Origin of the sequence: Pseudoalteromonas sp. NJ631 (assembly GCF_000276645.1) — a bacterium.
Lineage (GTDB): Bacteria > Pseudomonadota > Gammaproteobacteria > Enterobacterales > Alteromonadaceae > Pseudoalteromonas > Pseudoalteromonas piscicida.
In genome coordinates this window covers 364582-389331 of the sequence record NZ_AKXJ01000002.1, presented here as the reverse complement: position 1 = coordinate 389331, position 24750 = coordinate 364582, and the positions used below count along the sequence as shown (strand labels likewise).

The following is a 24750-nucleotide window of genomic DNA, read 5'->3' as shown; positions in this document are numbered from 1 at the left end:
CTTCATAAAAGAGTCATAAGTTCTGGCAGTGCTTATTCGTTTATCCGTTTTATTATTCGTTTTAGTTTTTTCGAAAAGCTACGCTTCCGACTGCGCGGGTCAGTCACCCCTAAAAATCGGCATTGGCTCTAGCTGGCCGCCTTTTGTTATGTATGGCACTCGTCCTTATGGCATAGACGTAGATATCACTAGAGCAGTGTTTGAGCGCGCTGGGTTTTGTATCGAGTTCATTCAACTTCCTTCGTCGGCACGGGGGATCACCGAGCTTGAGAAAGGCTTAATTGATGTCCTGCCATCCGCAAGCTTTAGCGTTGATAGAGCAAAAATTGCTTATTTTTCCTCGCCATACCGGCGTGAAAAAATGCGCTTGTTTGCTAACAAGGAAATAGATCTCGATAGTAACTTGATTGAGTTGTTTTCTGCTGGTTATACATTTACGGCTAACCCCGGAGCCTACTATGGTGAGGAAGTCAAACAAATAAAAAAAATAGATTGGTACGACAAGCGATTGTTTGAAATCGCGAGCTTAGACAGACGAATAGAAATGGTGGCTAAAAACCGCGTTGATTTTCTGATTGAAGATGAAGACGCAGGCTACTACTATATCAACAAGCTAGGCTATCAAAGCATTCAGCTACACCCTTATGTAGTTAACGATAACGCTATACATTTTATGCTTGGACGTCATGCATTTAAGCGTAGTGACATTGAGCGCGTCAATGAAGCAATCACCAATTTAAATGGCACAATAGCGAATATCTCAGAAAAATATAGAAAAGATTCAGGATGACTCAACAACAGCAACTCTTTCAAACATTACGAAGTACATTTGGACATACGACACTTCGTCCGGGGCAATCGGAAGTTATAGAATCTATACTTAAAGGTCAAAGTACAATCGCTATTTTTGCAACTGGTGCTGGCAAGTCGCTGTGTTATCAGTTACCAGCAATCATGAAGCAAGGGGTGTGCTTAGTCGTTTCACCACTATTAGCTCTGATGCATGAACAACGGGATTACCTGCAAAGTAAAGGGGTTGCAACGGCTTGTCTTGATAGTACTCAAAGCAAAGAAGAAACGTTGCGCATAGAAGATGCAGTACGAAACAATGCACTTAAAGTCCTCTTTATTTCAGTCGAGCGGCTGAATAGCCAAAAAGCACGTACTTTGTTATCAAAAAGCAATATCTCTTTTCTTGTCATTGATGAGGCGCATTGTATTTCTGAATGGGGACATAATTTCAGGCCAGATTACCTAAAAGTGGCTAAATATCGACATGAACTTGGTATCAACCAAGTGTTATTACTCACCGCGACAGCAACAAATAAAGTAGCACGCGATATGGCGGGTAAATTCGATGTAACCGATCAAAATATCGTTAGAACGGGCTTTTATCGAAGGAATCTATTCTTAAGTGCGGTGCATATTAGCGAATCTCAAAAAGACGAATATTTACTCGCCTTTTTACAAAAGGCAAAAGGCGCAGGTATCGTTTATGTCACGCAGCAAAAGCAAGCAGAAGAAGTAGCAAAAATGATAACTGCCTGTGGCTTTCCTGCAGAAGCTTTTCATGCATCGTTGCAGAGCGAGAAAAAGGCCCAAATCCAGGCAGACTTTCTAACGAAGGTTAACCTTATCGTTGTAGCTACCATTGCATTTGGTATGGGTGTAGACAAACCCGATGTTCGCTGGGTACTACATTATGATATGCCAAAATCTATTGAGGGATATAGCCAAGAAGTGGGTAGGGCGGGGAGAGATGGCGAGAATGCACATTGCGTTGCTTTAATTAATAATGAAAAAATTGCCACATTAGAGAACTTCGTTTATGCCGGTGCATTAGAGCGAGAGTCATTAATACAGCTTTTTAACGAAATTTTCGGTGATCCAGCTACAGATTATCACCTCAATGAATACGATCTCGCTTACAAAACCAATATTAATCAATTGGTACTAAAAACACTTATCGTCCAGCTAGAACTGCAAGGTTACTTACAGGTAAACTACAGCTATTTTGCAGAGCTAAGCATCGCATTCATCCAGGACAAAGATAAAATATTAGCCAAGTACTCGCCCGAGCGGCAACTGTTTTTGACTCAGCTATTCTCGTGTTTTGAATTCAAAAAGAAATGGGGATTGCTTTCACATCAAGCACTAAGCGAGCAAAACATCCCACTGACTAAAGTCCAAGAAGTCGTTGAGTATTTGCAAAACCAACAACTGATTGACGTAAAAGTCGCTAAATATACGTCGGTTTATTCAAAGCCTCCTCAACAAGTAAACATTAATGAACTAGTTGAGTCTTTCTATCAGCAATCACAAATTAAAGAGCAAGGCGAACTTGCACGACTAAGACATTTACTTAAATTTTTCCAACTGACTTCATGCTATCACAAAGCGCTTGCCAGCTACTTCGGTGATATGCACGCACCAGAGCAATGTGGCCATTGCGGAGTCTGCAGCGGTAAGCATCTGATCGTCAATGTACAAGAGAGCCAAGAATTAGATATTGAAACAATACGAAATATTCTAAGAGACGCGTCACATTTTGCATCGCAACGCGGCGTTAATTTTTCAACTCATCTCAAAACTTTGTTTTTGTTAGGTTTAAATTGCCCCTATTTTACTAAATATAAATTCAGACAACTTGAGGGGTTTGGTAGCTTATCCGGCGTAAAGTATGACACGGCAAAAGCACTGATCATGGAGCGCGCGTTATAAATGAAAACAGATATTATTAAACTCGCCACAATCGCGGAAAAAAAGACCAAATACATACTCGGACTAATGAGCGGTACCTCATTGGATGGGTTAGATATTGCGTTATGTAAAATTGAAGGTGTAGGAAAAAATACACAGCTAACGGTCGAACAATTTACCACGATAGAATACAACTCTTCGCAAAAGCAGCTTCTCAGTGATCACGCGTCTAAATCTCAGGTAAATCTTAAAACGTTATGTCAATTAAATGCTTGGCTCGGTGAGTTGTACGCAAGTCTCATCAATAATGCTTTGGCAGAATGGCAAGTTGCGGCCGACACTGTTGATTTAATAGCGAGTCATGGACAAACACTTTACCATTGTCCGAAACAAGCCTTTGCAGACATTGAAAACTTAAATAGTACGTTGCAGATCGTTGACGCCGATATTATTGCGACAAAAACAAACATCATCACCATCGCAGACTTTAGACAAAAGCATATCGCCAAAGGATATGAGGGCGCGCCTCTCGTGCAATATGGTGACTATCTATTATATTCGGACACGAGTATCGATAGGGTTTTACTCAATATCGGTGGTATTTCAAACCTTACTTATTTACCACAAAATTGTGCACTAACGCAGAGTATGTGTAGTGACATCGGTCCAGGAAACACATTAGTAGACCAATATTGTCGCCACGTATTAGGGCTGCCATTTGATGAAAATGGTGAGATTGCGTCAAGTGGCAAAATTCAATTGCCATTTCTCGAAGCCTTACTGTCACACGAATTCTTTGATATACCACTTCCAAAATCAACTGGACAAGAGTTATTTAATCAAACTTTCGTGCATCATGCATTGGATGGAAAAGATTATAATCATGAAGATATCATCACGACACTGACAGAGTTCACAGCTATCACCGTCGCAAATGCGGTGAATAAACTTAGTACGGCTGAATTAGAGCTATATGTAAGCGGAGGTGGTATTCATAATGTATTTTTAATGGAGCGAATTGAAAGCCATTTGAATAACCGTGTTTTAATCAAGGATTTCTCACAACTGGGTATCAACCCTGATGCCAAAGAGGCCGCTTTATTTGCGCTACTTGCGAATGAAACCGTATCAGGTGATGGCGATGCACTGCCTTTTTCTATGGGTAAGATTTCATTACCAACATAGTCGCTAAAAAACGGATAATACAGCGCTGACCGCAGAGTTAAAAATACGTTTGAAGCCAGTAGTCTGAGTTGTAACCGCTTCAGATACTGGTTCGCTTACGATAAGTCGCTCATTCAAAATGATATCAAACTCAGCCGCATTCTTTAGGTAATCGTGGAGTCCCACTAGGTTCAATTGCATAAAGTAAGGACCTGCATCAAGCGATTGCTTTACTTTAATTTCGACAATCTTAGTGAGATAAGACTCCGGATCAACCACCAAAGAGACCTCGCACTTAGTATTTCGCTCGCCGTGCTTTGTTAGTACAACGTTAACTCGGTCATCAATACGCGCATCCATTGGCAACTCTATCACCAAAGAAAGTCCTTGCTCACCTGGTTGCAGACTAAGTTTCTCATAGGGTTGAACAGCACGGTACTGTCCCCTCATAGAACTTGTGATCTGTGCTGCATTAAAACTAAAAATACCAAGTTTGCTACTCATTACTTTCTTTCGTTATTTACAAGACAATGTTAATTATCTCAAAGCTAGATTACAGAATTATGACTTATCAACCAAAGGCTACAAAAGTCAAAGCTCGGCAATACCGAGCTTTAAATGCATTCTTTGTCCGTTTTATTTATCGTACTGCGAGCATAATGAGCCCCGGAAATACGAAGAATGAACCTAATACGTAAGCCAAAGCTGCTGGTTTATTCTGCGCACCAATCTCGGCTAACTTCTCAGCTAGATGAAGCGGGATTTCTCTCAGTAATGGTAAACCGTAAATAAGTGCTACCGCAAAAACGTTAAACATAACATGTACAAGTGCAATCGTTAATGCGACTTCTGCTGCAGGACCTGTGATAGAAGTCGCCGCTAACAAAGCGGTAATTGTAGTGCCTATATTTGCACCTAAAGTGAATGGATATATCTGACGAGTGGTAAATACGCCGCTGCCAGCGAGTGGGATCATCAAGCTGGTTGTTGTCGAAGACGATTGTACCATTACCGTAACTAAAGCGCCTGAGCTTATACCTACAACAGGGCCTCTGCCTATCGCACTGTGTAATAATTCTTTCGCTTTACCTACCAACGCCTTTTTGAGTAATTTACCTAAGTAAGTTACAGCGAACAGGATCATCATGATACCGATAACAACCATGGCAATACCTGCTGCTGTAGAATCTAAGAAGCTAACACCATCTTTTACCACGCTAACCGCTGGTTTCACTAGTGGTTTGATAAAGTTGTAACTTTTTAACGATAAGTCAGCATCACCAACAAATACATGGGCTAGTCCTGACGCAAGTTTCTCTAACATGCCAAACATAATTTCCAAAGGAAGGAAAATAGTAACGGCTAATAAATTAAAGAAGTCATGTACGGTGGATGCGGCAAACGCTCTTCTAAACTCTTCTTTACTACGAATGTGGCCGATAGAAACGAGCGTGTTGGTAATAGTCGTACCAATATTTGCGCCCATCACCATAGGAATTGCGATACTAATAGGTAATCCACCAGCAACGAGGCCAACAATAACAGAAGTTACCGTTGAAGAGGACTGCACCAATGCAGTTGCTAAAGCCCCTAAGAGTAGGGCGACGATTGGATTGGTTGCAAATGCGAAGATTTCCTTCGCGCCTTCACTTCCACCTGAGGCCAATTTAAAACCGCCACTCACAGTGCCAACTGCGACTAAGACTAAGTAAACAAGTAATACGATTGACAGCCAGTTAAAAAGTTTAGCTGAAGTCTGAGATTGATTAACCATAGTTTCGCTCTTAGAGTAAGTAATGTTCATTCATTACACTTTTATTTCAGCCGCGCATTTAACCACCCAATTGTTACAGTTATATTTCAATTTTATGTAACTCGACACGTATGCTCATTTTCTCATCGCATTTTTTGAAACAATGGTAACTAATAGTAGTAATATACTGTTTTTACTGATTATTAGTTATGTGATGCATTTACATTTGTTTACTTCTCCAAATTTGATCCACATTTGCTTCACTATTTAAAAGTAGGATTTAACTATAATTATTGTGCCTTATATCACTATGTTAAGACTTTTCTCGTTAATTTTTATGCTTTTTTCTATGGCGGCTGGTGCAGTTGACTTTACGCCTAGTGCCGAGCTTAGAGTAAGTGAACCATTAACAATCCATTTTGGAGAAGTCGATGCTGCGCAATTATCTTCAACGCTCGGCATAAATGAGCGCGAAAGCCAATCTATTGTAAAGGTACTTTCAAGCCAAGTACCTGAGCTAAAGAATGAGTCTTATCAGTGGGCATTGATCACCCCAAATATGCTTGTATCCGAGGGCAGAAATTACATCGCATTTGGCTTTGCTAGATTACCTTGGCTAAGTGTTGCTTTGATTAACAACGGCGAGGTCAAATTTTTAATGCAACACACCCTGAATACCGCGTTTAATAAAAGGGAAGTGGAAGCACCTCAATTATATCTGCCATTATCAAAAGAGCACTTAACAGGGGCAAGTATTATTGTCCGCTATCAAACTTTTGCGAATGCCCCCGCTGACCTTAGATTAATCAATGATAATGAGCTCAACAGTAACGTTCTTACCAGTACGGTTACCAATGCTGCACTAAGCGGGATCATCGCCGCCGTGTTTGTTATTGTATTGGTTAACTTCTACTTTAATGCCAATGCGACCAACGCTTACTATTGTATTTGGACGCTATTGTTTTTGCTTATTGTGTTGGATATGTCAGGGTTCACATTTCAATATTTTTGGCCTTCACAAGGCAAATTTGCCACCTTATTTTCAGCTTGTTTGATGACTTTTGTACCAGTGTTTCACCTTCTTTTCATCAAGCAATTTCTACAATTAAAGCATCGAAACGAAACCTTACACCTTTTATATAATGGATTTTTAGCGGCTTACCTACTGCTTATCCCAATGGCAATCTATTCAAAATCAGTTCATTACAACCTAGTATTAAGCTTGAGTATCATCCCGCTATTTCTTTATACCAGCTATTGGTCTTTGAAACAGAGTGCTCCTGGTTCTGTAACTTTTTCCCTCAGCCTGCTAAACCATGTCATTTTTGTAAATTTCATTGCTATCGGTGGGACGATGTATGCGGGTTTTATCAATGTTTATCATATATCAAGCGCGATTAAATTTGGCTACTTAATTGAGGTTATGTTGTTTACGCTGGCACTTGCGCAACAAAATAAGTCAGCCCAAAATAATCTGCTATCAACGCTACAAACCCAGGTGAATGCGCTCTCGAATACAGTACAATCAGAGAAACAGTTCAACCGTCAAAATCAGCAGGCGTTAGAAAAGAAAGAGCAACGTTTATTTACCGATCTCTCTCATGAGCTGCGCACACCACTTACGGTTATGAAGGTACAGGTTGAATCCCTACAGTACAATATCGTTGAAAATGTTCAGGAAAGTTACGGCAAGCTCATGGATAAAATTGACGAGCTAAATCAATTTATTAATCAGTTAATGCTAGTCACTGACAATGAAAAGTTAGCAACTATGCTTAATCTTAGAGACTTCACAATCTGCAAACTAGTAAATACAGTGCATACTCAGGCCGCGGGTTTATTTAAAGATAATAAAGAGCAATTAGAGGTTAACTATCAAATATCTGGAACAGAAAAAATAACCGTCGACCTAGACGCGATGACTAATTGCGTTCTCGAGATCTTAGGTAATGCGATTAAGCATGGTGGAGATAAGGTCCAAGTAAAGATGAGTTTCTTTAGCGTAGACAGCAATCTAATCATTCGCATTGAAGATTCAGGCACTCCGCTATCCTATGAGGCGCACCAACAGCTATTTGACCCGCTTTACAAATCACAATCAGCAAGGACCAATTCGGGAAAATCCAAGGGGATGGGCCTTGCGATGTGCAAAAAAGTGGTAGAAGCTCACAGTGGACAAATTGAATCCTTTAATAGTCTATTAGGCGGGTTGAACATGGAGATCAAGCTTCCATTAACTAAAGTGCCCGCTTTTAACTGATATACAACAGTGTGTTTTCGCACTCACGTTTTATTATTTCGTTGCGGTATTAGCTTAAGCCAAAGATTATGAAATAAAAATAGTACTTTAATCATAGTCAGCCATAAATAGTTCGCCAATTTTGAATTATGTTCAACTATCCTATAGAATGCGCCGCTTGTTTGATGTGATCGATTCCAACTTCACAAATCAAATATGATGCAAAAAAGCGTAATGAAGGGGCAAAGTAATGAGCTTTTGGCAAGAAAAAGTACTCGAAGAAATGACTAGAGATGAGTGGGAAGCGATTTGTGATGGTTGTGGTAAATGCTGTTTACACTCTTTTATCGACGGCGATGAAGAAGATGAATCATTTGAGAGCACCGACTTTTTGCGCGAAGGAGAAGAGCTACTCTACACCGATGTTGTTTGCCAATATAACGATAAAAATAGCTGTGGTTGTAGCCGCTACAGCGAAAGGCAAATTCTAGTACCCTCTTGCGTACAGCTAACCAAAGAAAATCTCAAAGATATCTTTTTCATGCCAAACAGTTGTAGTTATCGACGACTTCATGAGGGCAGGGGACTGGCGAGCTGGCATCCACTTAGAAACAATGGTTCCAAACAAGCCATGATCGATGCGGGCATCAGTATTTTTGGTAAGGCAATTTCTGAGCTGGAAGTAGATTTAGAATCTGATTTTGAAGCGCATATAGTAGAGTGGCCCCACAAAGACAGCGACTAAAGAAGCTGGTCCTAGGATAGATGCTTTGCGGTACAGCATGCATCTATCCCAGAAAAAGGTATTCTATTCGCCAATATCACCTTTAGACGGCAAAGCGGCAAAAGCACCGTAGCGTTGAACGGCGAACGCACCACATTTTGCAGCATACGCAACTAAGTCTTTTGCGTCATCTAGTGAGATGGCAAACTTAGTATCTCGGGTAAATTTAAACTTTCGAATGATCTCAGCAAGTAACCCCCCGACAAAGGCATCTCCCGCAGCCGTAGTATCCACTGCGACAACATTTGGCGCAGCGACTTTAGCACTATGATTTGGTAGAAAAATCTCAACAGGATTTGCACCGTCCGTTATCAATAATAATTGAGTTTGCTTGTCCATGATAGCGGCTATGGTTTGCGCTTCTGTTTTACCCGCATGACTATTTTCGTTCAGATATTCCAACTCTTCGCGAGAGAGTTTAACGACGTCACTTAGCGCGATACAATGCCAAATTCTATCAAGAATATGCGCAGTCGAACTCCATAGGTTCAACCTGAGGTTCATATCAAAACTAACAAGCATGCTGTATGCTCGTGCGCGCTCAAGCGCATAAACCGTGGTTTTATAGATATTTTCTTCAGTAAGACTGTTACTGCATATATGTAATACAGAATGCTCAGTAAACATATCCTCAGAAAAATGTGTTTGCCTGAACAACAAATCCGCCGCTGGTGGCCGATAAAAACTAAAACTTCTTTCACCTTGTTTATCAAGAGAAACAAATGCCAATGCCGTTTTGGCCTTATCAGTAAACTCAAGGTAACGAGTATTTACGCCATTAGCCTGTAACTCTTGAGCTAAAAACTGGCCGAACATATCATTGCCTAACATACCGCAAAAATATGCACCAACGCCTTGCTTTGCAGCAGCTACCGCAACGTTTGCAGGCGCACCACCTGCATATTTAGTGAATGACTCTGGAGTTTTGCCATCCGATAAAAAATCAATCAATGCCTCACCAAAACAAACAAGTGCCATGTTATTCACCTTTTAACTTCATTGAACGCAGGACTTCGTAACACGCACCCATGGTGTGATAATCGGTCTTGCCCGCCGGACTTTTTTCATCACTATACTTTTCGTTCTTGTTATTCAAAATACGATACCAAGCACCGTATTCATGGTCGACGAAGTTATCCCAAGCATATTGCCAAATTCTGTCGTACCACTGCCAATATTTTTCATCACCTGTTTCAAGTGCTAGTAACGCCGCCGCAGCGAATGACTCAGCTTGAACCCAAAAGTACTTGTCATCATCGCAAACTGACTTATCCGGCGCAAAACCGTAGCAAATTCCGCCGAATTCATTATCCCAAGCAGCTTTTAATGACTCATCAAACAAGTGCACGGCTTTTTCCACAAGCCATGACTTTGGCATGTAGCGGTTAATCAGCAATAATAATTTTGACCACTCAGTTTGATGACCAGGCTGAAATCCCCAAGGTCTGAATAAGTGTTTGGGATCGTCTTTGTTATACTCAAGGTCGACTTGCCATTGACTATCATAATGCTCCCAAATTAGCCCTTCAGCCTTAGCGGCTTGACGATTTACCATATTGTCGGCAAGCAAATATGCACGCTGTAAAAACTTTTCATCCTGTGTTGCTTCATAGCAGGCTATTAGCGCTTCGCAGGTATGCATATTGGCATTTTGACCACGGTATTTATCTGCCTGATAAAAGTCAGCATCGAATTCGTCTTTATAAAGCCCAAACTCAGGCTCAAAGTATTTCTCTTCTAACAGCTGCCATACTCGTTCAATTGTAGACTTGCTCTCTGATAAACCAACCTTAAGCGCACAGGCATGAGCCAATAAAACAAAGGCGAGGCCATAACAATGGTTAGTGCCATCTACCACATTTTCGCCTTCAATCAGCCATGCATAGCCGCCATTTTCTTGTCTATGAACGGTTTCTAAATAATCAATACCATGCTTAACCTTGTCTAAGTCAGCTGGCTCTTTAAAATAGTCATAGGCCATTGCATAGTTAAAGACAAAGCGGGTACTTGATACTAAGTGACGCGTATTCGCATCATAAATCTCGCCATTATCCTTGAAGAAGTGATTAAAGCCACCACGTTCATCCACGCAATTTGGTGCGTAAAAGCTGAGCGTCTTTTTAATGTGTGCTTCTAAAAATTGCGTTGTTCTAAAATTCATCTAACTTTTAACCTACTGCTGAACATTTCCGTTACTTTAGCAGATAAAACATGGAACGATCCAACAAAACATTTGTGATTTTCATGTAACAGTGTGTAGAATCAAGGTGAAAACAGATTGGAGTATCACTTGTGAGCGAAATAAATACAAATCAAACCTTCGTCACAAGCGGGAATACCGAGAATAATAATTATCGACTTCCGCTTATTGCAATGACAACGCTTTTTTTCCTTTGGGGATTTATCACCGTTTTAAATGATGTCCTCATCCCACGCCTAAAAGGCGTATTTGACCTTAACTACACAGAAGCAATGCTGATCCAGTTTTGCTTTTTTAGTGCCTATTTTATTGTTTCTTTACCTGCTGGATACTTAGTCAAGCGCTTTGGCTATAAAAATGGCGTACTAACGGGATTAATCGTGGCATCTATAGGCTGCATCATGTTTTATCCTGCCGTTGTTGTTCACGAATATTGGATTTTTCTCTCAGCGCTTTTTGTGCTTGCATCTGGTATCACTGTTTTGCAAGTATCAGCGAATCCTTATGTAGCAGCACTCGGTCATCCTCGCACTGCATCAAGTCGCTTAAACCTTGCTCAGGCGCTTAATTCATTAGGTACCACTATTGGCCCAATCGTTGGTGGCTTTTTATTGTTTGGCTCAGCCGGTACGTTAACCGTTGAAGCTGCGGCAAGCGCAGAGGGTGTCAAAGTACCTTATCTTATTTTGGCAGCTGCGCTACTTACAATCGCCGTTGTATTCGCGTTTTTAAAGTTACCCGTCATTGCTGAGCATACTGAAGCGGTCGATTGTAAAGCCAAACACCATAACCTAATTGAAGCGCCACACTTAGTAATGGGTGTAGTAGCTATTTTCTGTTATGTCGGTGCAGAGGTTGCGATTGGAAGTTTCCTTGTAAATTACTTTGCAGAACCTGAAATCGCAGGACTTGAAGAACATGCCGCAGCCAAACTTATCGGTTACTACTGGGGCGGTGCTATGGTAGGACGCTTTATCGGCTCTGCAGCCTTAAAGACCATTGCACCTTCAAAAGCAGTGGCTTTTAACGCTGTCGTTATCATTTTATTACTGGCATTGACCATGAGCACCAGTGGCAACATTGCGATGATTGCCGTGCTCGCGATTGGCTTGTTTAACTCCATCATGTTCCCGACAATCTTCTCAATGGCAATAGAAGGCTTAAGTTCATTAACCAGTAAAGGTTCTGGTTGGCTGTGTTTAGCCATTGTCGGTGGTGCTATTGTGCCGCTCATTCAAGGTGTCGTGGCAGATAAGTTCCATATTCAGATCAGCTTTATTGTGCCATTGCTTTGTTATGTCTACATCGCATGGTACGGATTAAACGTGGTTAAGCTGTCGCAAAAGTGGCAAGCAAAACTGAATTAAGTTAACGAAAGTTTACAAGGCGAGCATAGCTCGCCTTTTTTATTGCATAATTTTTTCGTCGCAGAGTATTGAATACGTATTCATAAAGGGTATTATAAAATAAAATTGGAACGCTCCAATTCAAAACAAAAACTAGGAGAGAGTAATGCGAGCTAAAACTTGGGCGTTGGCAATCACACAAAGTGTGTTGTTAAGCGCAACAGTTCACGCCACTGAATCAAATACACAGTGGGTCGATACCTTCATTGGTACTGGCGGTGATGGCCACACCTTCCCAGGCGCTGTCGTCCCATTTGGTATGGTGCAATTAAGCCCAGATACAGATAACCCTATGCGCGGTGTTTCCCCTCAACCAGAAATCTACAAGCGCTGCGCCGGTTACCACTATGACGACCATACTATTGTTGGTTTCTCCCATACGCATTTCTCTGGTACTGGTCACTCAGATCTTGGCGACTTGCTGATCATGCCAATGACAGGCGAAGTAAAACTCGATGCTGGTACCGCTGAAAATCCTGACATAGGGTATCGCTCACGCTTTTCTCATGACCAAGAATGGTCTGAGCCTGGCTATTATGGCGTTGACTTACTCGACTATGGTGTGAAAGCCGAAGTCACAGCAACCACGCGAGTGGGTATGCATAAATACAGCTTCAACAAAGCAAAACAAGGCCATGTATTGCTTGATTTAACCTCTGCAATCTATAATTTTGAAAACAAAGTGATTTGGAGTGACATCCGCAAAATAAACGACACCACATTGGTTGCTTACCGTGCAACTAATGGCTGGGCGCGTAACCGCCAAATGTATTTTGCCATCGAGTTTTCAAAACCTATCACTGACTATCAGTTTTATAATCTAGACAACAACCGTTATCGTTGTATGAATTGCTTAGGAAAAGACAGCAAACACTCTACGATTGAGAATACCGCAGTAAAAATGACAGCAGGTAAAGCCGTTAAGTTTGTTGCAAGCTTTGATGATCTAGACAAAACGCCGCTGTTAGTTAAAGTCGGACTTTCTGCAGTTAGCCGAAAAAATGCATTAGAGAATCTTAAAACTGAAGTGCCAAATTGGGATTTTGATACCGTTCGCGCTAATGCCAAGTCTCAATGGGCAAATTATTTAGATAAAGTCGACGTGGAAGGCACCAAAGCGCAAAAACGTCAGTTCTACACTGCGCTTTACCATGCGCTACAAGCGCCTAATATCTACCAAGATGTCAATGGCCAATATCGAGGCGTTGACGGTGAAATTCATGACGGCAAAGGTTTCGAGCACTATACCTTATTCTCGTTGTGGGATACCTATCGTGCATTACATCCATTACTCACTTATATCGACCCAGACCGCGTATCCGGCATGATCCAATCGATGCTGGTACATTATCAGCAAAGCTATGAAAAAATGTTACCTATTTGGTCGTTCCATGCCCACGAAACATGGACCATGATTGGTTATCATGCGGTGTCAGTCATTGCCGATGCATATCTAAAAGGGATCAGAGATTACGATATTGATTTAGCAGTAGAAGCGATTGAAAACACGGCTAACAATCCAGTGTATGACGCCATCCCTGAATACAAGAAATTTGGCTATGTACCAATGGACGTACTTCCTGAGTCTATTTCTATCACTCTTGAATATGCTTACGATGATTTTGCCATTGCAAGAATGTATGAAGCGATGGGCAATACCAGCAAAGCGAAAGACTATTACCGCCGCGCGATGAGCTATAAAAATGTGTTCAATAAAGAAACAGGTTACATGCAAGGGTTAGATTCAAAAGGAAACTGGGATCCCGAATTTGATCCATTTGAAGCAAAATACATGGGTCCATACACCGAAGGTAACGCGAAGCAATATAGCTTCTATGTTCCGCATGATGTTGCTGGCCTGATTGAATTAATGGGTGGTGACGATGTATTTGAAGCGCGTCTAGATGCACTGTTTGATACCCACCTTTCTGAAGAGATGATCAAAGAGCACGAAGATATTGCAGGCCTGATTGGTAACTATGCCCATGGTAATGAGCCTAGCCATCATATTGCCTATTTATATAACTACGCGGGTAAACCGTGGAGAACCCAAGAGCGTATTCGTCAGATCATGGATACCTTAAGCTCAGACAAACCGGATGGCCTTGCAGGTAATGACGATGTAGGTCAGATGTCTGCTTGGTATATATTCTCTGCGATGGGCTTCTATCCTGTTGCGCCAGGCGACCTAAGCTACGCGATTGGCGCGCCTCAAGTGCCAGAAGTTACGTTGAAACTTGCAAACGGCAAAGCATTTAGAACCGTTGCTAAAGATTTCAGTGATAAAAACAAATACATCAAATCCATTAAATTAAATGGAAAACCGCTTAAGCGTAGCTACATCACACATAACGACATTATGAATGGTGGTACATTGGAGTATCAAATGTCTAGCAAGCCGAATAAAGTATGGGGTCAATCCAAAACGCAAAGACCGCCTTCATTGTCGGAGTATAAATAATGGTTAAAGCAGGAATATTTCTTGCGGCTATGACCACATTTGCAAGTGCGCCGTTCGCACTTGCAAATGACATCGATAATGCCGCAGCGCAATTAAAACCCATCGCGTTTCAGTCAGACTTAGCATGGCGTCAATTTCCCCTGCCTGCCGTCTCGCTCAGCAAAACAACTAAAATTAACCATTTCGCATGGCAAGAAATTGATAACAAAGTAATAGAGCAGATAAGTTATAACGTCGCCAGATTGTTGTATAAGGAGACGGAAAGCGCGCCTAAATTACCAACACTCCATATTGTCTTTGAAGACCTAAAAGGAGTTGCATATAAAGAGGGCGATTTTAACGGTGCAATTATCCATATTAGTGCGAATTACATGGAAAACTTTTCTAAATCACACAGCGAAACAGAATCAGTCGACGAACTTATCGGTATTCTCTATCATGAAATTGCCCATGCTTATCAGCTAGATGATCATAATTACAAGGAAATAGGGCCAATCATTGAGGGAATAGCAGATGTTGTTAGACTAAAAGCTGGCTATATTCCTGATGACACCCAAAAGCCTGGTGGCAACTATAAAGATGGCTATAAAAATACTGCATTCTTTATCGATTGGTTATCGAAGCAAAGTAATCGAGACCTACTTCAGGAGATCAATGCTCAGTTGGACCCACATGACGACATAAAGTGGGACTGGCAATACTTCGAGCAATCAGCAGGTGTTAAATTAGATACTGCTTGGCAACATTATCAAGCGTCGTTACTGTAACGCAAGGTGAGCTTAGACTCACCTTTATTTAACATTCACACTAAACCTCTCTCATTTCCTGCCGATAATCAAAGACAAACCTTTGAGTTTTTGATAAAAATAGTTACAAAGGAACCCAGTTCCTAAGTCTATTAATAACAATCGGCCAACGAGTTTATTGCTTGGCTGAAGAAAAGAACAAGTTCAACAGGATCATGATGTTTAAAGCGCTAAAGTTCACCACCAAAGTAACCGTAGCAGCCTCCCTTGTGTTAGTGATTGTGCTCGGCTTATTTACCGTAAACAACTTTCTCGTTATGCGAGACCAAACTCAAGCTAGGCTTACCTTGGTTTTACAAGAGATTTCCAGCTCGGTTTCACAAAATATCGCCAATTGGCTCAATGATAGACTTGAAATCGTAGTCTCGATTGCTGATGGACATAGAACTGATGACTCCACTGAACAGATAAGAAGACGGTTAAAAACCGCAGACACTGCAGGGGATTTCAAAAACGTTTTTATTGGCACGCCAGATGGTACATTTGTGTTGGACGATCCAAGTATCCAACTTCCTGCTGATTTTGATGCGACTAGCCGCCCTTGGTATAAGCTCGCTGAGCAAAAACAAGATACAGCATTTACCGCACCTTATATCGACGTTACCACCAACGAATTCACTATTTCTGCCGTTGTACCGGTAAAACAAGGAGGCCGTTTCGCAGGTGTTGCAGGGGGGGACATCGACATGTCAACCATCACTGGAATTATCAACGAAATTGACTTTTTAGGGTTTGGTTACGGTTTTTTACTTGATGAAAGCGGTAAAATACTCAGCCATCCAGATACCAAACTGAATGACAAGCCGATGTCAGAGCTGTTTGGTAAACGCCTGTCATTAAATCGGGATTTCACGGAGCTTGAAATTGATGGCACAGAAAAGCTCGTTTCATTTGTAAAAATGAAAGGCATTAAAAATGTCGACTGGTATCTTGGTGTTGTCATTAATAAAGAAATTGCCTATTCGTCCGTATCTTCTTTTAGAAATATGGCTGCTATCTATATGCTACTTGGCGTGATTGCTATTGTGGTGATGCTACAACTATTGCTTAAGTATCTGATGCGCCCGATGTACAATCTCAACGCGGCCATCAAAGACATTGCCCAAGGTGAAGGTGACCTTACTCGTAGATTAGTTGTAGAAAATCAAGATGAATTTGGCGAGTTATCCGATTATTTCAACCAATTTATCGACAAAATTCACGCTTCTATTACGCAGGTAAAAAATACTACAGTAACACTTGAAAACGTCGTGAATAGTTTGGTTGCGCAAACGCAAGATACCTTATCTATGTATACAGATCAGTCAAAGCGCACCGATAGCGTCGCGACAGCCATCAACGAGCTTTCTTCAAGTGCACAAGAGATCTCAAACAATGCAACCCATGCTTCAGAACTTGCCAGTAACGCCAACAAGCTTTCGATTGAAAGCCAACATTCACTCACTCAAAATATCGAAGAAATCGCTTCACTGACACAAAAAATGTCTCAAGCACAAGACACGCTGGATGGATTGGATAAACTCTCAGGCAGCATAGGGCAAGTACTTGAGGTGATTAAAGGAGTTAGCGAACAAACCAACTTACTAGCGTTAAATGCAGCCATTGAAGCAGCTAGGGCTGGTGAGGCTGGACGTGGATTCGCCGTCGTTGCCGATGAAGTAAGGCAATTGGCACAGCGCACGCAAGAGTCAACGCAAGAAATCGAAAGCACTATTGCACAACTACAACAAGGTTCTGCTTCAGCTGTGGCCGTAATGAAAGCAAGCCTAGAAGACTCAGCAAGAAGCGCCGATAGAGCCAATGCTTCAGGTACTAAAATGCAAGAGGTGAGCAATTCGATTGATGCCATAGACGGCGTTAACCATGCAGTTGCCAGCGCCACCCACCAGCAAAACACTGTTATCCAAACATTAGATAGCGACATTCATCATATTAGTGACCTCAGCCTGCAAGGCAGCAATAACCTAACCGCAACCCTTGAAGAGTGTAAGTCATTGAAACTACAGTTCGACGAATTAGAACAAATGGTGCTCAAGTTTAGAGTCTAACGCCATCTCACTAGAGCTTAAAAGCCGCTTAACAAAAGCGGCTTTTTTGTGATCCTTTTATGACACGAAACACCTGCAACATCTCATTAACCAACAAAATCCCATTAAAACCAATAAGTTAATTGATTAATGTAATTTCAATGACAGCTGTCACATTTGTGTATTAGTTGCGCAACATGGTTGTCATTTTTCGTAACTAGACTGCACCCAGTTTTTTAGCAACTAGCAATAATTTATAAGGTGTATGCGATGAAGTGCGTTAACCACTTGCTTATAGCAGGTATGCTAGCTACGGCCTCTGCCGGAGCAACAGAATTAAATCAAGCGATGGACAAAAGTGCAGCTATCAATGAATCTGCATTAAAGTCTCAAGGGAAAATCGATGGTATTGCAGACGATATGCAGTCTCGTTTGCAAAAGTTCAAGACGTTGAACAAAGAAATCGACGGCCTATCTGTTTACAACGCTCAATTAGAAAAACAAATCAAAAACCAACTTGAAGAAATGGCGGCAATTAACACCTCTATGGACCAAGTTTCGGTGATCGAGCGTCAAATCACACCTCTCATGATGCGCATGATCACAGGCCTGAAACAGTTCGTTGAATTAGATGTGCCTTTCCTTCCCAAAGAGCGTGCTGAGCGTATTACTCAGTTAACTAACTTGATGGACCGTGCTGATATTTCATCAAGCGAAAAGTTCCGCCGCGTACTTGAAGCTTACCAAGTTGAAGTGGACTACGGACGAACTATCGAAGCTTACACCTCATTACTTGACGTGAATGGACAAGAACGTGAAGTAGATTTCCTACGAATTGGTCGTCTTGAGCTGCTTTATGTCACAAAAGATGGCAGCCAAGCTGGTTTTTGGAACAAAGACAGTAACACTTTTGACGCATTACCAGATACCAACATCAGCCAAATCAATAAAGGCATTCGTATCGCACGTAAGCAGTTAGCACCTGACATGTTAACGCTTCCAGTTCAGGCTGCAGAGTAATAGGTGAGACCACTATGAAATTCGTACAAAAATTCACTAAACACGCTATTTTCGCAACAACACTTGCGTTAACCGCATCTGCCCATGCTGAACAAGCATTAGATTTAGATTCACTACTTAAAACCTTAGAACAAGGGCAAACCGCACAAACGGCGCAAAACAAACAACGTGAAGCCGAGTTCAAAGCGCAGCAAAACAACCAAATCCAAAAGTTGAATGCGTTAACGGGTGAACGTAACCAAGCGTTGGCTAAATCTGAACGTCTAGAAACCAATTTCGAAGAAAACGAAATTAAACTGGCCAACCTAAGTGACACCCTTAGCAAGCGTATGGGTACATTAAAAGAGCTATTCGGTGTGCTTCAGCAAGTAGCTGGCGATAGTTCAAATAAGTTCGCAACTTCAGTTGTATCAGCTGAAATTAAAGGTCGTGATGATTACATGACTGAGCTTGCGAAAAAGATGGGCTCAACATCGCGTCTAGCATCAATCGAAGACATTGAAAAAGTCTGGTTTGAGATGCAACGTGAAATGACAGAGCAAGGTAAAGTATCGCGCTTTAATACCGAAGTTATCGTAGCCGGTGGAGCCAAGCAAAATAAAGAAGTGCTTCGCGTTGGTGCATTTAACTTAATCGCTGATGGTAAATACCTGACTTACAACAACGATACACAAACACTTTCTGAACTGACTCGTCAGCCAGCGTCTCGTTTCACCTCAACAGCGGGAGAATTACAAAGTGCGAAGACAGGTTCTGTTGATTTTGCCCTTGACCCAACAGGCGGTTCAATTCTCGGTCTACTAGTACAAGCGCCAAATACCGAAGAACAAGTGCACCAAGGTGGCGCGGTAGGTTACGTGATCCTAGGTGTTGGTTTACTGGCACTACTAATTGCAATTGAGCGTTTTGTATCACTCATGTTGATGGGTTCTAAAATCAATCGTCAGCTTAAAGATAATGTTGCCCGTGACGACAACCCGCTAGGTCGAGTGATGAAAGTGAAAGAGCAATACCCAGATGTGGCTTACGATACGCTAGAACTTAAGTTAAGCGAAGCAATACTTCGAGAGATGCCAAAGATCACTCGTAACCTGACTTTAATCAAAATTATTTCAGTCGTAGCACCTCTACTTGGTCTACTAGGTACAGTGACCGGTATGATCAACACCTTCCAAGCAATCACCTTGTTTGGTACGGGCGACCCTAAACTCATGGCTGGTGGTATTTCTCAGGCCCTCGTAACCACCGTACTTGGTCTGGTTGTCGCTATCCCAACCGTATTCCTTTACACACTACTAAACACACGTTCTCGTAACTTGCTCCTTATTCTTCAAGAGCAGAGCGCGGGGATCATTGCTGAGCGTAGCGAGAAAGGAGCGTAATCGTGGTTTTATTGCTTGATGCAATTAACGCTTTACGTGAATTCCTTGATACAGGTGGCCAGGTTCTCCTGGTCATCGGCTTCGTAACCTTCGCCATGTGGCTACTTATTCTCGAGCGCTTCATGTTTGTGTTCGGTAAATACAGAGGCTACAAAAACGAAGTCCTACAAGCTTGGAACTCTCGAAATGAGCGTAACAGTTGGAACGCAGAGCAGATAAGACAAGCAACTATCTCTCGCGTAGGGATCAAACTCAACGCCAACTTACCATATATCAATGTCATGGTGGCACTGTGTCCTTTACTAGGACTCCTAGGCACGGTAACCGGCATGATTGAAGTATTTGATGTAATGGCGATCACCGGGTCAGGCAGTGCACGTTCGATGGCATCAGGGGTATCAAAAGCAACTATCCCGACAATGGCAGGCATGGTTGGCGCGCTTTCTGGTGTATTTGCATCGACCTACCTACAGCGTAAAGCCAAGCGTGAAGTTGAGTTGTTAGAAGATAAAATGCTACTAGACCATTAATTGGTCGTGTGAGGAAAGAATTATGAGAGCACCACTTGCAAAAGTATTCCAAGAAGAAGAAGCAGAAGAAATCAACATGACGCCAATGCTGGACGTTGTATTTATCATGCTTATCTTCTTTATTGTAACGGCCTCTTTCGTTAAAGAAGCGGGTATTGATGTTAACCGCCCAGAAGCGGCCACTGCAGTGAAAAAGCAAAGAGCCAATATCCTGGTTGCAATTTCAGATACTGGTGAAATTTGGATTAACAAACGCCAAGTAGACATCCGTGCAGTTCAAGCAAACATTGAGCGTCTTAAAGCGGAAAACCCGCAGGGTAGTGTGGTTATCCAAGCTGATAAAAAGGCAACTACTGACACGCTAATTAAAGTAATGGATGCATCACGCGCAGCTGGCGCATTTGATGTTTCGATTGCCGCACAGGAGTCATAGGAACATACCATGCGTTACTTAATTGCTTTAGTAATTGCAGGCATAGTTACCTTTTTCCTTTTCTTGGGTATGCAAGCGCTTATCCAAGGAGGGGAGGGAGCAATGACAGATCCTGTAAAAGGACAAGTACTAGATTTCGTCCGTCTTAAAAAAGAAGAGACGGTGGAGAAAAAAGAGCGTAAGCCACAAAAGCCACCAACACCAAAAGAGCCGCCTCCACCAATGGATGCACCACAAACGCAGAACAACAATCTTGACGCAACAGGCGGCAACTTTGATTTCAGTGCCAATGTGGACGCTGACGTAGATTTGGCGGGTGGTTTAGCACTTGAGTCCAGTGATGGTGAATATCTGCCAATCGTTAAAGTTGCGCCGGTATATCCAAGACGTGCGTTATCACGCGGAATTGAGGGGTATGTGATTGTTGAGTTCATTGTAACTAAACAAGGCACCGTGAGAAACCCTGTTGTAGTAAGCGCCGAACCGGAATCAATCTTTGACCAAGCAGCGCTTGATGCAGCATTGAAATTTAAATACAAACCTCGTGTCGTAAACGGTGAACCGGTTGAAGTTGCGGGTGTTCAAAATAAGATTTCATTTCAAATTAATGGCTAACCGCCATTAAGGATTGCGATTATGAAAATATTTAAAAAAATTACGTTAATAAGTGCGTTATTTAGCACAGGTTTAATAGCACCGAGTCTCATTTCGGTCATACCAAATGTTAATTTGGCAACGGCTTATGCAGACTCAGAAACTAAAACCAAGCGTGTGCCCGCGCTACGCGAAAAAGTGTACAGTCAACTGGCTCGCGCGCAAAAACTTGCAGACGACGGTCAAGTTGCAGAAGGCCTCGCCGCATTAGATTCGGTGAAAGAACGCGTTTCGAGTATGAATAGCTACGAAGTGGCAATGATGTATAACTTCTATGGTTTTATTTATTACAACGAGAACAAGCTCGACAAGGCCATCGAATCTTTCAAAGCAGTTATTGCGGAAGAATCTATTCCTGAGTCCCTGCGTCTTTCTACGACATTTAGTTTGGCTCAATTGGCCATGGCAAACAATGATTTTGAAAGTACATTATCATTCCTTGATCAGTGGAAAGAAGTTAATACGCAGGCCCCAAAAAGTAACTTTTATATTTTAAAGGCGCAAGCACAATATCAACTAAAAAAATATAATGATGCGATAAACAATATAAATACTGCGATTGATTTAGTTGAAGCCGACGGTGAACTACCAAAAGAAAACTGGTTAGTTCTTCAACGTGCGATATATTACTCATTAAATCAGCCGGAAAAAGTAGCGGATGTTTTAGAGAAAATGGTTACCCTTTATGACAAACCACAATACTGGATCCAGCTTGGCGGTATGTACGGTGAGATAGGTGCAGAGAAAAAACAGCTTGCAACATTTGAAACTGCGAAGCAAAGGGGCTTTATAAAATCAAAATCTGATTATATGCAACTTGCTCAAGTCTATTTAATGAACGCCTTGCCTTTTAAAGCAGCGGAAGCACTCGATAACGGAATAAAAGCAGGTGTCGTTGAAGACAGCGCCAAAAACCTAACTTTTATCGCAGAAGCTTTCGTTCAAGCAAGAGAAGATAAAAAGTCACTACCTTTTTTCCTAGCTGCAACTGAAAAAGTTGAACATGGCAATTTAGATCAGAGACTTGCAGAGATCTACTTAAATCTTGAAAAATATGATGAAGCTGCAGATCACGCACGACTTGCGCTCAATAAAGGCGATTTAACGTTTGAGTCTAACGCCTATGTTGCACTTGGAATGGCACAGTTTAACCTGCAAAACTTTGATGCTTCTATATTGGCATTCGAACAAGCTGAAAAGCACAAAAAATCAGCAAACCTCGCTAAACAATGGATTAAATATGTGAAGCGAGAAAAAGTTCATGCTGAAACATTAAAACAAGCTTTATTATAATATTTTATAATCGCAACACCAAAGCCGCCTTCGGGCGGTTTTTTTATTTTTAAAAGTTCCAATTTTTATTATGAAGATTTAATTACAATTATTTTGTGTAATCTTCGTGTAATAAAACCCCATTAATTTAGTCACATCATTTAAACACAGTAAAAAAATAATTTTTTAAAAGTCTACTATTGGAGTTAGCAATGGAACTAAAAAACCTCTTCAGAGTCTCTGCAATCGTCGCTGCTATGGCACTTACTGGTTGTGGTGGTGACATCGAAGTTACACCTACTGTAAACGATAACAGCACTAACAATTCAAACAATACAACAAACAATGGCGATTCAGGCGGTGATACAGGTGGCGATACAGGCACAACTAACCCTTGTACAACTCGCGCTGTAGGAAGCACTGAAGTTCAAGGTACGTTCCAAGCACCACACTGTGTATACGGCACTGACTTTGCTTCTAAATCACTAGAAGTACAAGCTGATGTGACATTCAAAAAGCTTGAGAATGGTGGCGCTCACGTATTCAAAGGTGCACTTTTAATCGGTAAAGATTGTAACACGTCAACAGGTTGTACAATCGAGGCGAACGGCCCAACACTAACTGTAGAGCCAGGTGCAGTAATGGCATTCACTTCTGGTGAGTCTGTGGTTCGTATCGCGCGTGGTGCGAAAATCAACGCAGTTGGTACTGCAGCTGAGCCGATTCGTTTCACTTCAGCAGCAGAATTTGACGCATTTAACCTAGCAGGTATCGGTCCACAGTTTGCTGACTGGGGTGGTATCATGGTTAACGGTTTTGGTATCACAAATGAATGTACTGATGCAGAGCGCGATGGCAACCTTTGTAATGCTGATTCTGAAGGTGTAACAAGCTACTATGGCGGTAAAAACAACGCAGATAGCAGCGGTCAAATCAAATATGCACACATTTGGTATGCAGGTTCTGGCCCTCGTGATGGCGGCCCTGGGGACGACTTAAACTCACTAACACTGAATGCTGTGGGTTCTGGTTCAAGCTTCGAATTCCTTCACATTCACCAAGGTTTTGACGATGGTATCGAATTCTTCGGTGGTGCTGCAAACATCAAAAATATCGTAGTAACAGATACTCAAGATGATGGTATCGACGTTGATGCGGGCTGGCAAGGTAAAGGTCAGTTTATTGTTGTTAAGCACGGTACGATTAAAACTAAACGTGACGTTACTTATGCTGATGATAAAGGCGACGCGGTACTGATCCCTGCAGGTACAGAAGGCTTCATGGGTAATAACGGTTTTGAAACCGATGGTGAAAAAGCAGCAGGTCCTGATTATAGTCAAGCACCGGCATCTACGCTTAACTTTGCTAACGTAACTGTATTAACAACTGATGGTAACTCTATTCGCGACAATGGTGCATCACAAGGCATGAAGTTTGATGATGCTATCCGTGGTATGTACTACAACACGCTAATCGTAAAAGCTGAAGCTTCAAATGGCACTGAATGTCTAGAATTCAAAGACCCAGATGCAGCGGCAAACGCTGAAGCTGATACGCTTAATTATGTAAGCTCTGTACTTGCTTGTGCAGCGAACTTTAAAAATGGTTCTGAGCCATTACCTGCAGGTGAAGGTAAAGAAGACTGGTTTGTTAACGCAGGTTCTAACCAAATTCTAAACGGTGCTGCTGACGTACTTGCAGCAGACGGCTTCTCAACAAATTCAAGCTCTACCGCTATCACTGTAGAAGCAAACGACCTAAGCAGCCTAGATGATAACTTCTTCACGACTGTTGATTACATTGGTGCGGTATCTGATAAAGATACATCTTCTGAATGGTATCAGTGGGTTAAGAAAGCAATTGAGGCTTCAAACGCTGACTAATTATCCGTAATGACCTTAGTTATTACAATTAAGGCG

Annotated in this window: 20 protein-coding genes; 16 read left to right on the top strand and 4 right to left on the bottom strand. The window is 41.8% G+C overall.

All coding sequences use genetic code 11. The annotated features are described in order from the left end of the window. The first annotated feature begins 28 nt into the window (after nt 1-28). Genes A587_RS0106210 through A587_RS0106200 form a run of 3 tightly spaced genes read left to right on the top strand, consistent with a single transcriptional unit; the run spans nt 29 to nt 3885 of the window. The gene (locus A587_RS0106210) at nt 29-790 is read left to right on the top strand and encodes a substrate-binding periplasmic protein (RefSeq protein ID WP_010378672.1); all 762 of its coding nucleotides are present in this window, start codon (nt 29-31) and stop codon (nt 788-790) included. After that, nucleotides 787-2721, top strand: coding sequence for a RecQ family ATP-dependent DNA helicase (locus tag A587_RS0106205; RefSeq protein ID WP_017216866.1), 1935 nt, complete (start codon nt 787-789; stop codon nt 2719-2721). Before A587_RS0106210 ends, A587_RS0106205 begins: the two co-directional genes overlap by 4 nt. After that, nucleotides 2722-3885: an anhydro-N-acetylmuramic acid kinase gene (locus A587_RS0106200; RefSeq protein ID WP_017216865.1), complete on the top strand. Its 1164-nt coding sequence runs from the start codon at nt 2722-2724 to the stop codon at nt 3883-3885. A 3-nt stretch (nt 3886-3888) separates the two neighbouring features. Here the strand turns inward: A587_RS0106200 and A587_RS0106195 are convergent, their stop codons facing one another. Then, nucleotides 3889-4368 carry a hypothetical protein gene (locus A587_RS0106195; RefSeq protein WP_017216864.1) on the bottom strand — a complete coding sequence of 160 codons (480 nt, stop codon included), beginning with the start codon at nt 4366-4368 and terminating at the stop codon, nt 3889-3891. Nucleotides 4369-4504: 136 nt separating this feature from the next. Next, nucleotides 4505-5638, bottom strand: a complete 1134-nt coding sequence (locus tag A587_RS0106190; RefSeq protein WP_017216863.1) for a Na/Pi symporter — start codon at nt 5636-5638, stop codon at nt 4505-4507. A 316-nt stretch (nt 5639-5954) separates the two neighbouring features. On the opposite strand from A587_RS0106190, the gene A587_RS0106185 reads away from it, so the two are divergent. Together A587_RS0106185 and A587_RS0106180 are read left to right on the top strand one after the other, a co-directional pair. Continuing rightward, nucleotides 5955-7877 carry a sensor histidine kinase gene (locus A587_RS0106185; protein ID WP_232288024.1) on the top strand — a complete coding sequence of 641 codons (1923 nt, stop codon included), beginning with the start codon at nt 5955-5957 and terminating at the stop codon, nt 7875-7877. A gap of 229 nt (nt 7878-8106) precedes the next feature. After that, nucleotides 8107-8601, top strand: coding sequence for a YcgN family cysteine cluster protein (locus A587_RS0106180; RefSeq protein WP_010378688.1), 495 nt, complete (start codon nt 8107-8109; stop codon nt 8599-8601). Nucleotides 8602-8664: 63 nt separating this feature from the next. Here the strand turns inward: A587_RS0106180 and A587_RS0106175 are convergent, their stop codons facing one another. Both A587_RS0106175 and A587_RS0106170 read right to left on the bottom strand, forming a co-directional pair. After that, nucleotides 8665-9618, bottom strand: coding sequence for a carbohydrate kinase family protein (locus A587_RS0106175; protein ID WP_017216861.1), 954 nt, complete (start codon nt 9616-9618; stop codon nt 8665-8667). A gap of 1 nt (nt 9619) precedes the next feature. Continuing rightward, nucleotides 9620-10801 carry an AGE family epimerase/isomerase gene (locus A587_RS0106170; protein WP_017216860.1) on the bottom strand — a complete coding sequence of 394 codons (1182 nt, stop codon included), beginning with the start codon at nt 10799-10801 and terminating at the stop codon, nt 9620-9622. Between the two features lie 131 nt (nt 10802-10932). Here A587_RS0106170 and A587_RS0106165 point away from each other — a divergent pair, with 131 nt between their 5' ends. From A587_RS0106165 to A587_RS0106115, 11 genes are all read left to right on the top strand, one after another. After that, the gene (locus A587_RS0106165; RefSeq protein ID WP_017216859.1) at nt 10933-12207 is read left to right on the top strand and encodes a sugar MFS transporter; all 1275 of its coding nucleotides are present in this window, start codon (nt 10933-10935) and stop codon (nt 12205-12207) included. A 145-nt stretch (nt 12208-12352) separates the two neighbouring features. Further along, nucleotides 12353-14707: a GH92 family glycosyl hydrolase gene (locus A587_RS0106160; RefSeq protein WP_017216858.1), complete on the top strand. Its 2355-nt coding sequence runs from the start codon at nt 12353-12355 to the stop codon at nt 14705-14707. Next, nucleotides 14707-15474, top strand: coding sequence for a basic secretory protein-like protein (locus A587_RS0106155; RefSeq protein ID WP_017216857.1), 768 nt, complete (start codon nt 14707-14709; stop codon nt 15472-15474). The genes A587_RS0106160 and A587_RS0106155 overlap by 1 nt, the downstream gene beginning before the upstream one ends. Before the next feature lie 197 nt (nt 15475-15671). Continuing rightward, complete coding sequence (locus A587_RS0106150) at nt 15672-17561, top strand: methyl-accepting chemotaxis protein (RefSeq protein ID WP_017216856.1); 1890 nt, start codon at nt 15672-15674, stop codon at nt 17559-17561. A gap of 249 nt (nt 17562-17810) precedes the next feature. After that, nucleotides 17811-18560, top strand: coding sequence for a DUF3450 domain-containing protein (locus A587_RS0106145; RefSeq protein ID WP_017216855.1), 750 nt, complete (start codon nt 17811-17813; stop codon nt 18558-18560). Nucleotides 18561-18574: 14 nt separating this feature from the next. Further along, a complete protein-coding gene (locus A587_RS0106140) occupies nt 18575-19942 on the top strand; it encodes a MotA/TolQ/ExbB proton channel family protein (protein WP_017216854.1) in 1368 nt (455 codons plus the stop codon). Between the two features lie 2 nt (nt 19943-19944). Beyond that, nucleotides 19945-20472 carry a MotA/TolQ/ExbB proton channel family protein gene (locus A587_RS0106135; RefSeq protein ID WP_010378705.1) on the top strand — a complete coding sequence of 176 codons (528 nt, stop codon included), beginning with the start codon at nt 19945-19947 and terminating at the stop codon, nt 20470-20472. A gap of 22 nt (nt 20473-20494) precedes the next feature. Further along, the gene (locus A587_RS0106130; protein WP_010378708.1) at nt 20495-20905 is read left to right on the top strand and encodes an ExbD/TolR family protein; all 411 of its coding nucleotides are present in this window, start codon (nt 20495-20497) and stop codon (nt 20903-20905) included. 9 nt (nt 20906-20914) lie between these two features. Continuing rightward, nucleotides 20915-21520 carry an energy transducer TonB gene (locus tag A587_RS0106125; RefSeq protein WP_010378710.1) on the top strand — a complete coding sequence of 202 codons (606 nt, stop codon included), beginning with the start codon at nt 20915-20917 and terminating at the stop codon, nt 21518-21520. 21 nt (nt 21521-21541) lie between these two features. After that, the gene (locus tag A587_RS0106120; RefSeq protein WP_017216853.1) at nt 21542-22852 is read left to right on the top strand and encodes a tetratricopeptide repeat protein; all 1311 of its coding nucleotides are present in this window, start codon (nt 21542-21544) and stop codon (nt 22850-22852) included. A gap of 191 nt (nt 22853-23043) precedes the next feature. Continuing rightward, the gene (locus A587_RS0106115) at nt 23044-24714 is read left to right on the top strand and encodes a hypothetical protein (RefSeq protein WP_017216852.1); all 1671 of its coding nucleotides are present in this window, start codon (nt 23044-23046) and stop codon (nt 24712-24714) included. The last annotated feature ends 36 nt before the right edge of the window (nt 24715-24750 follow it).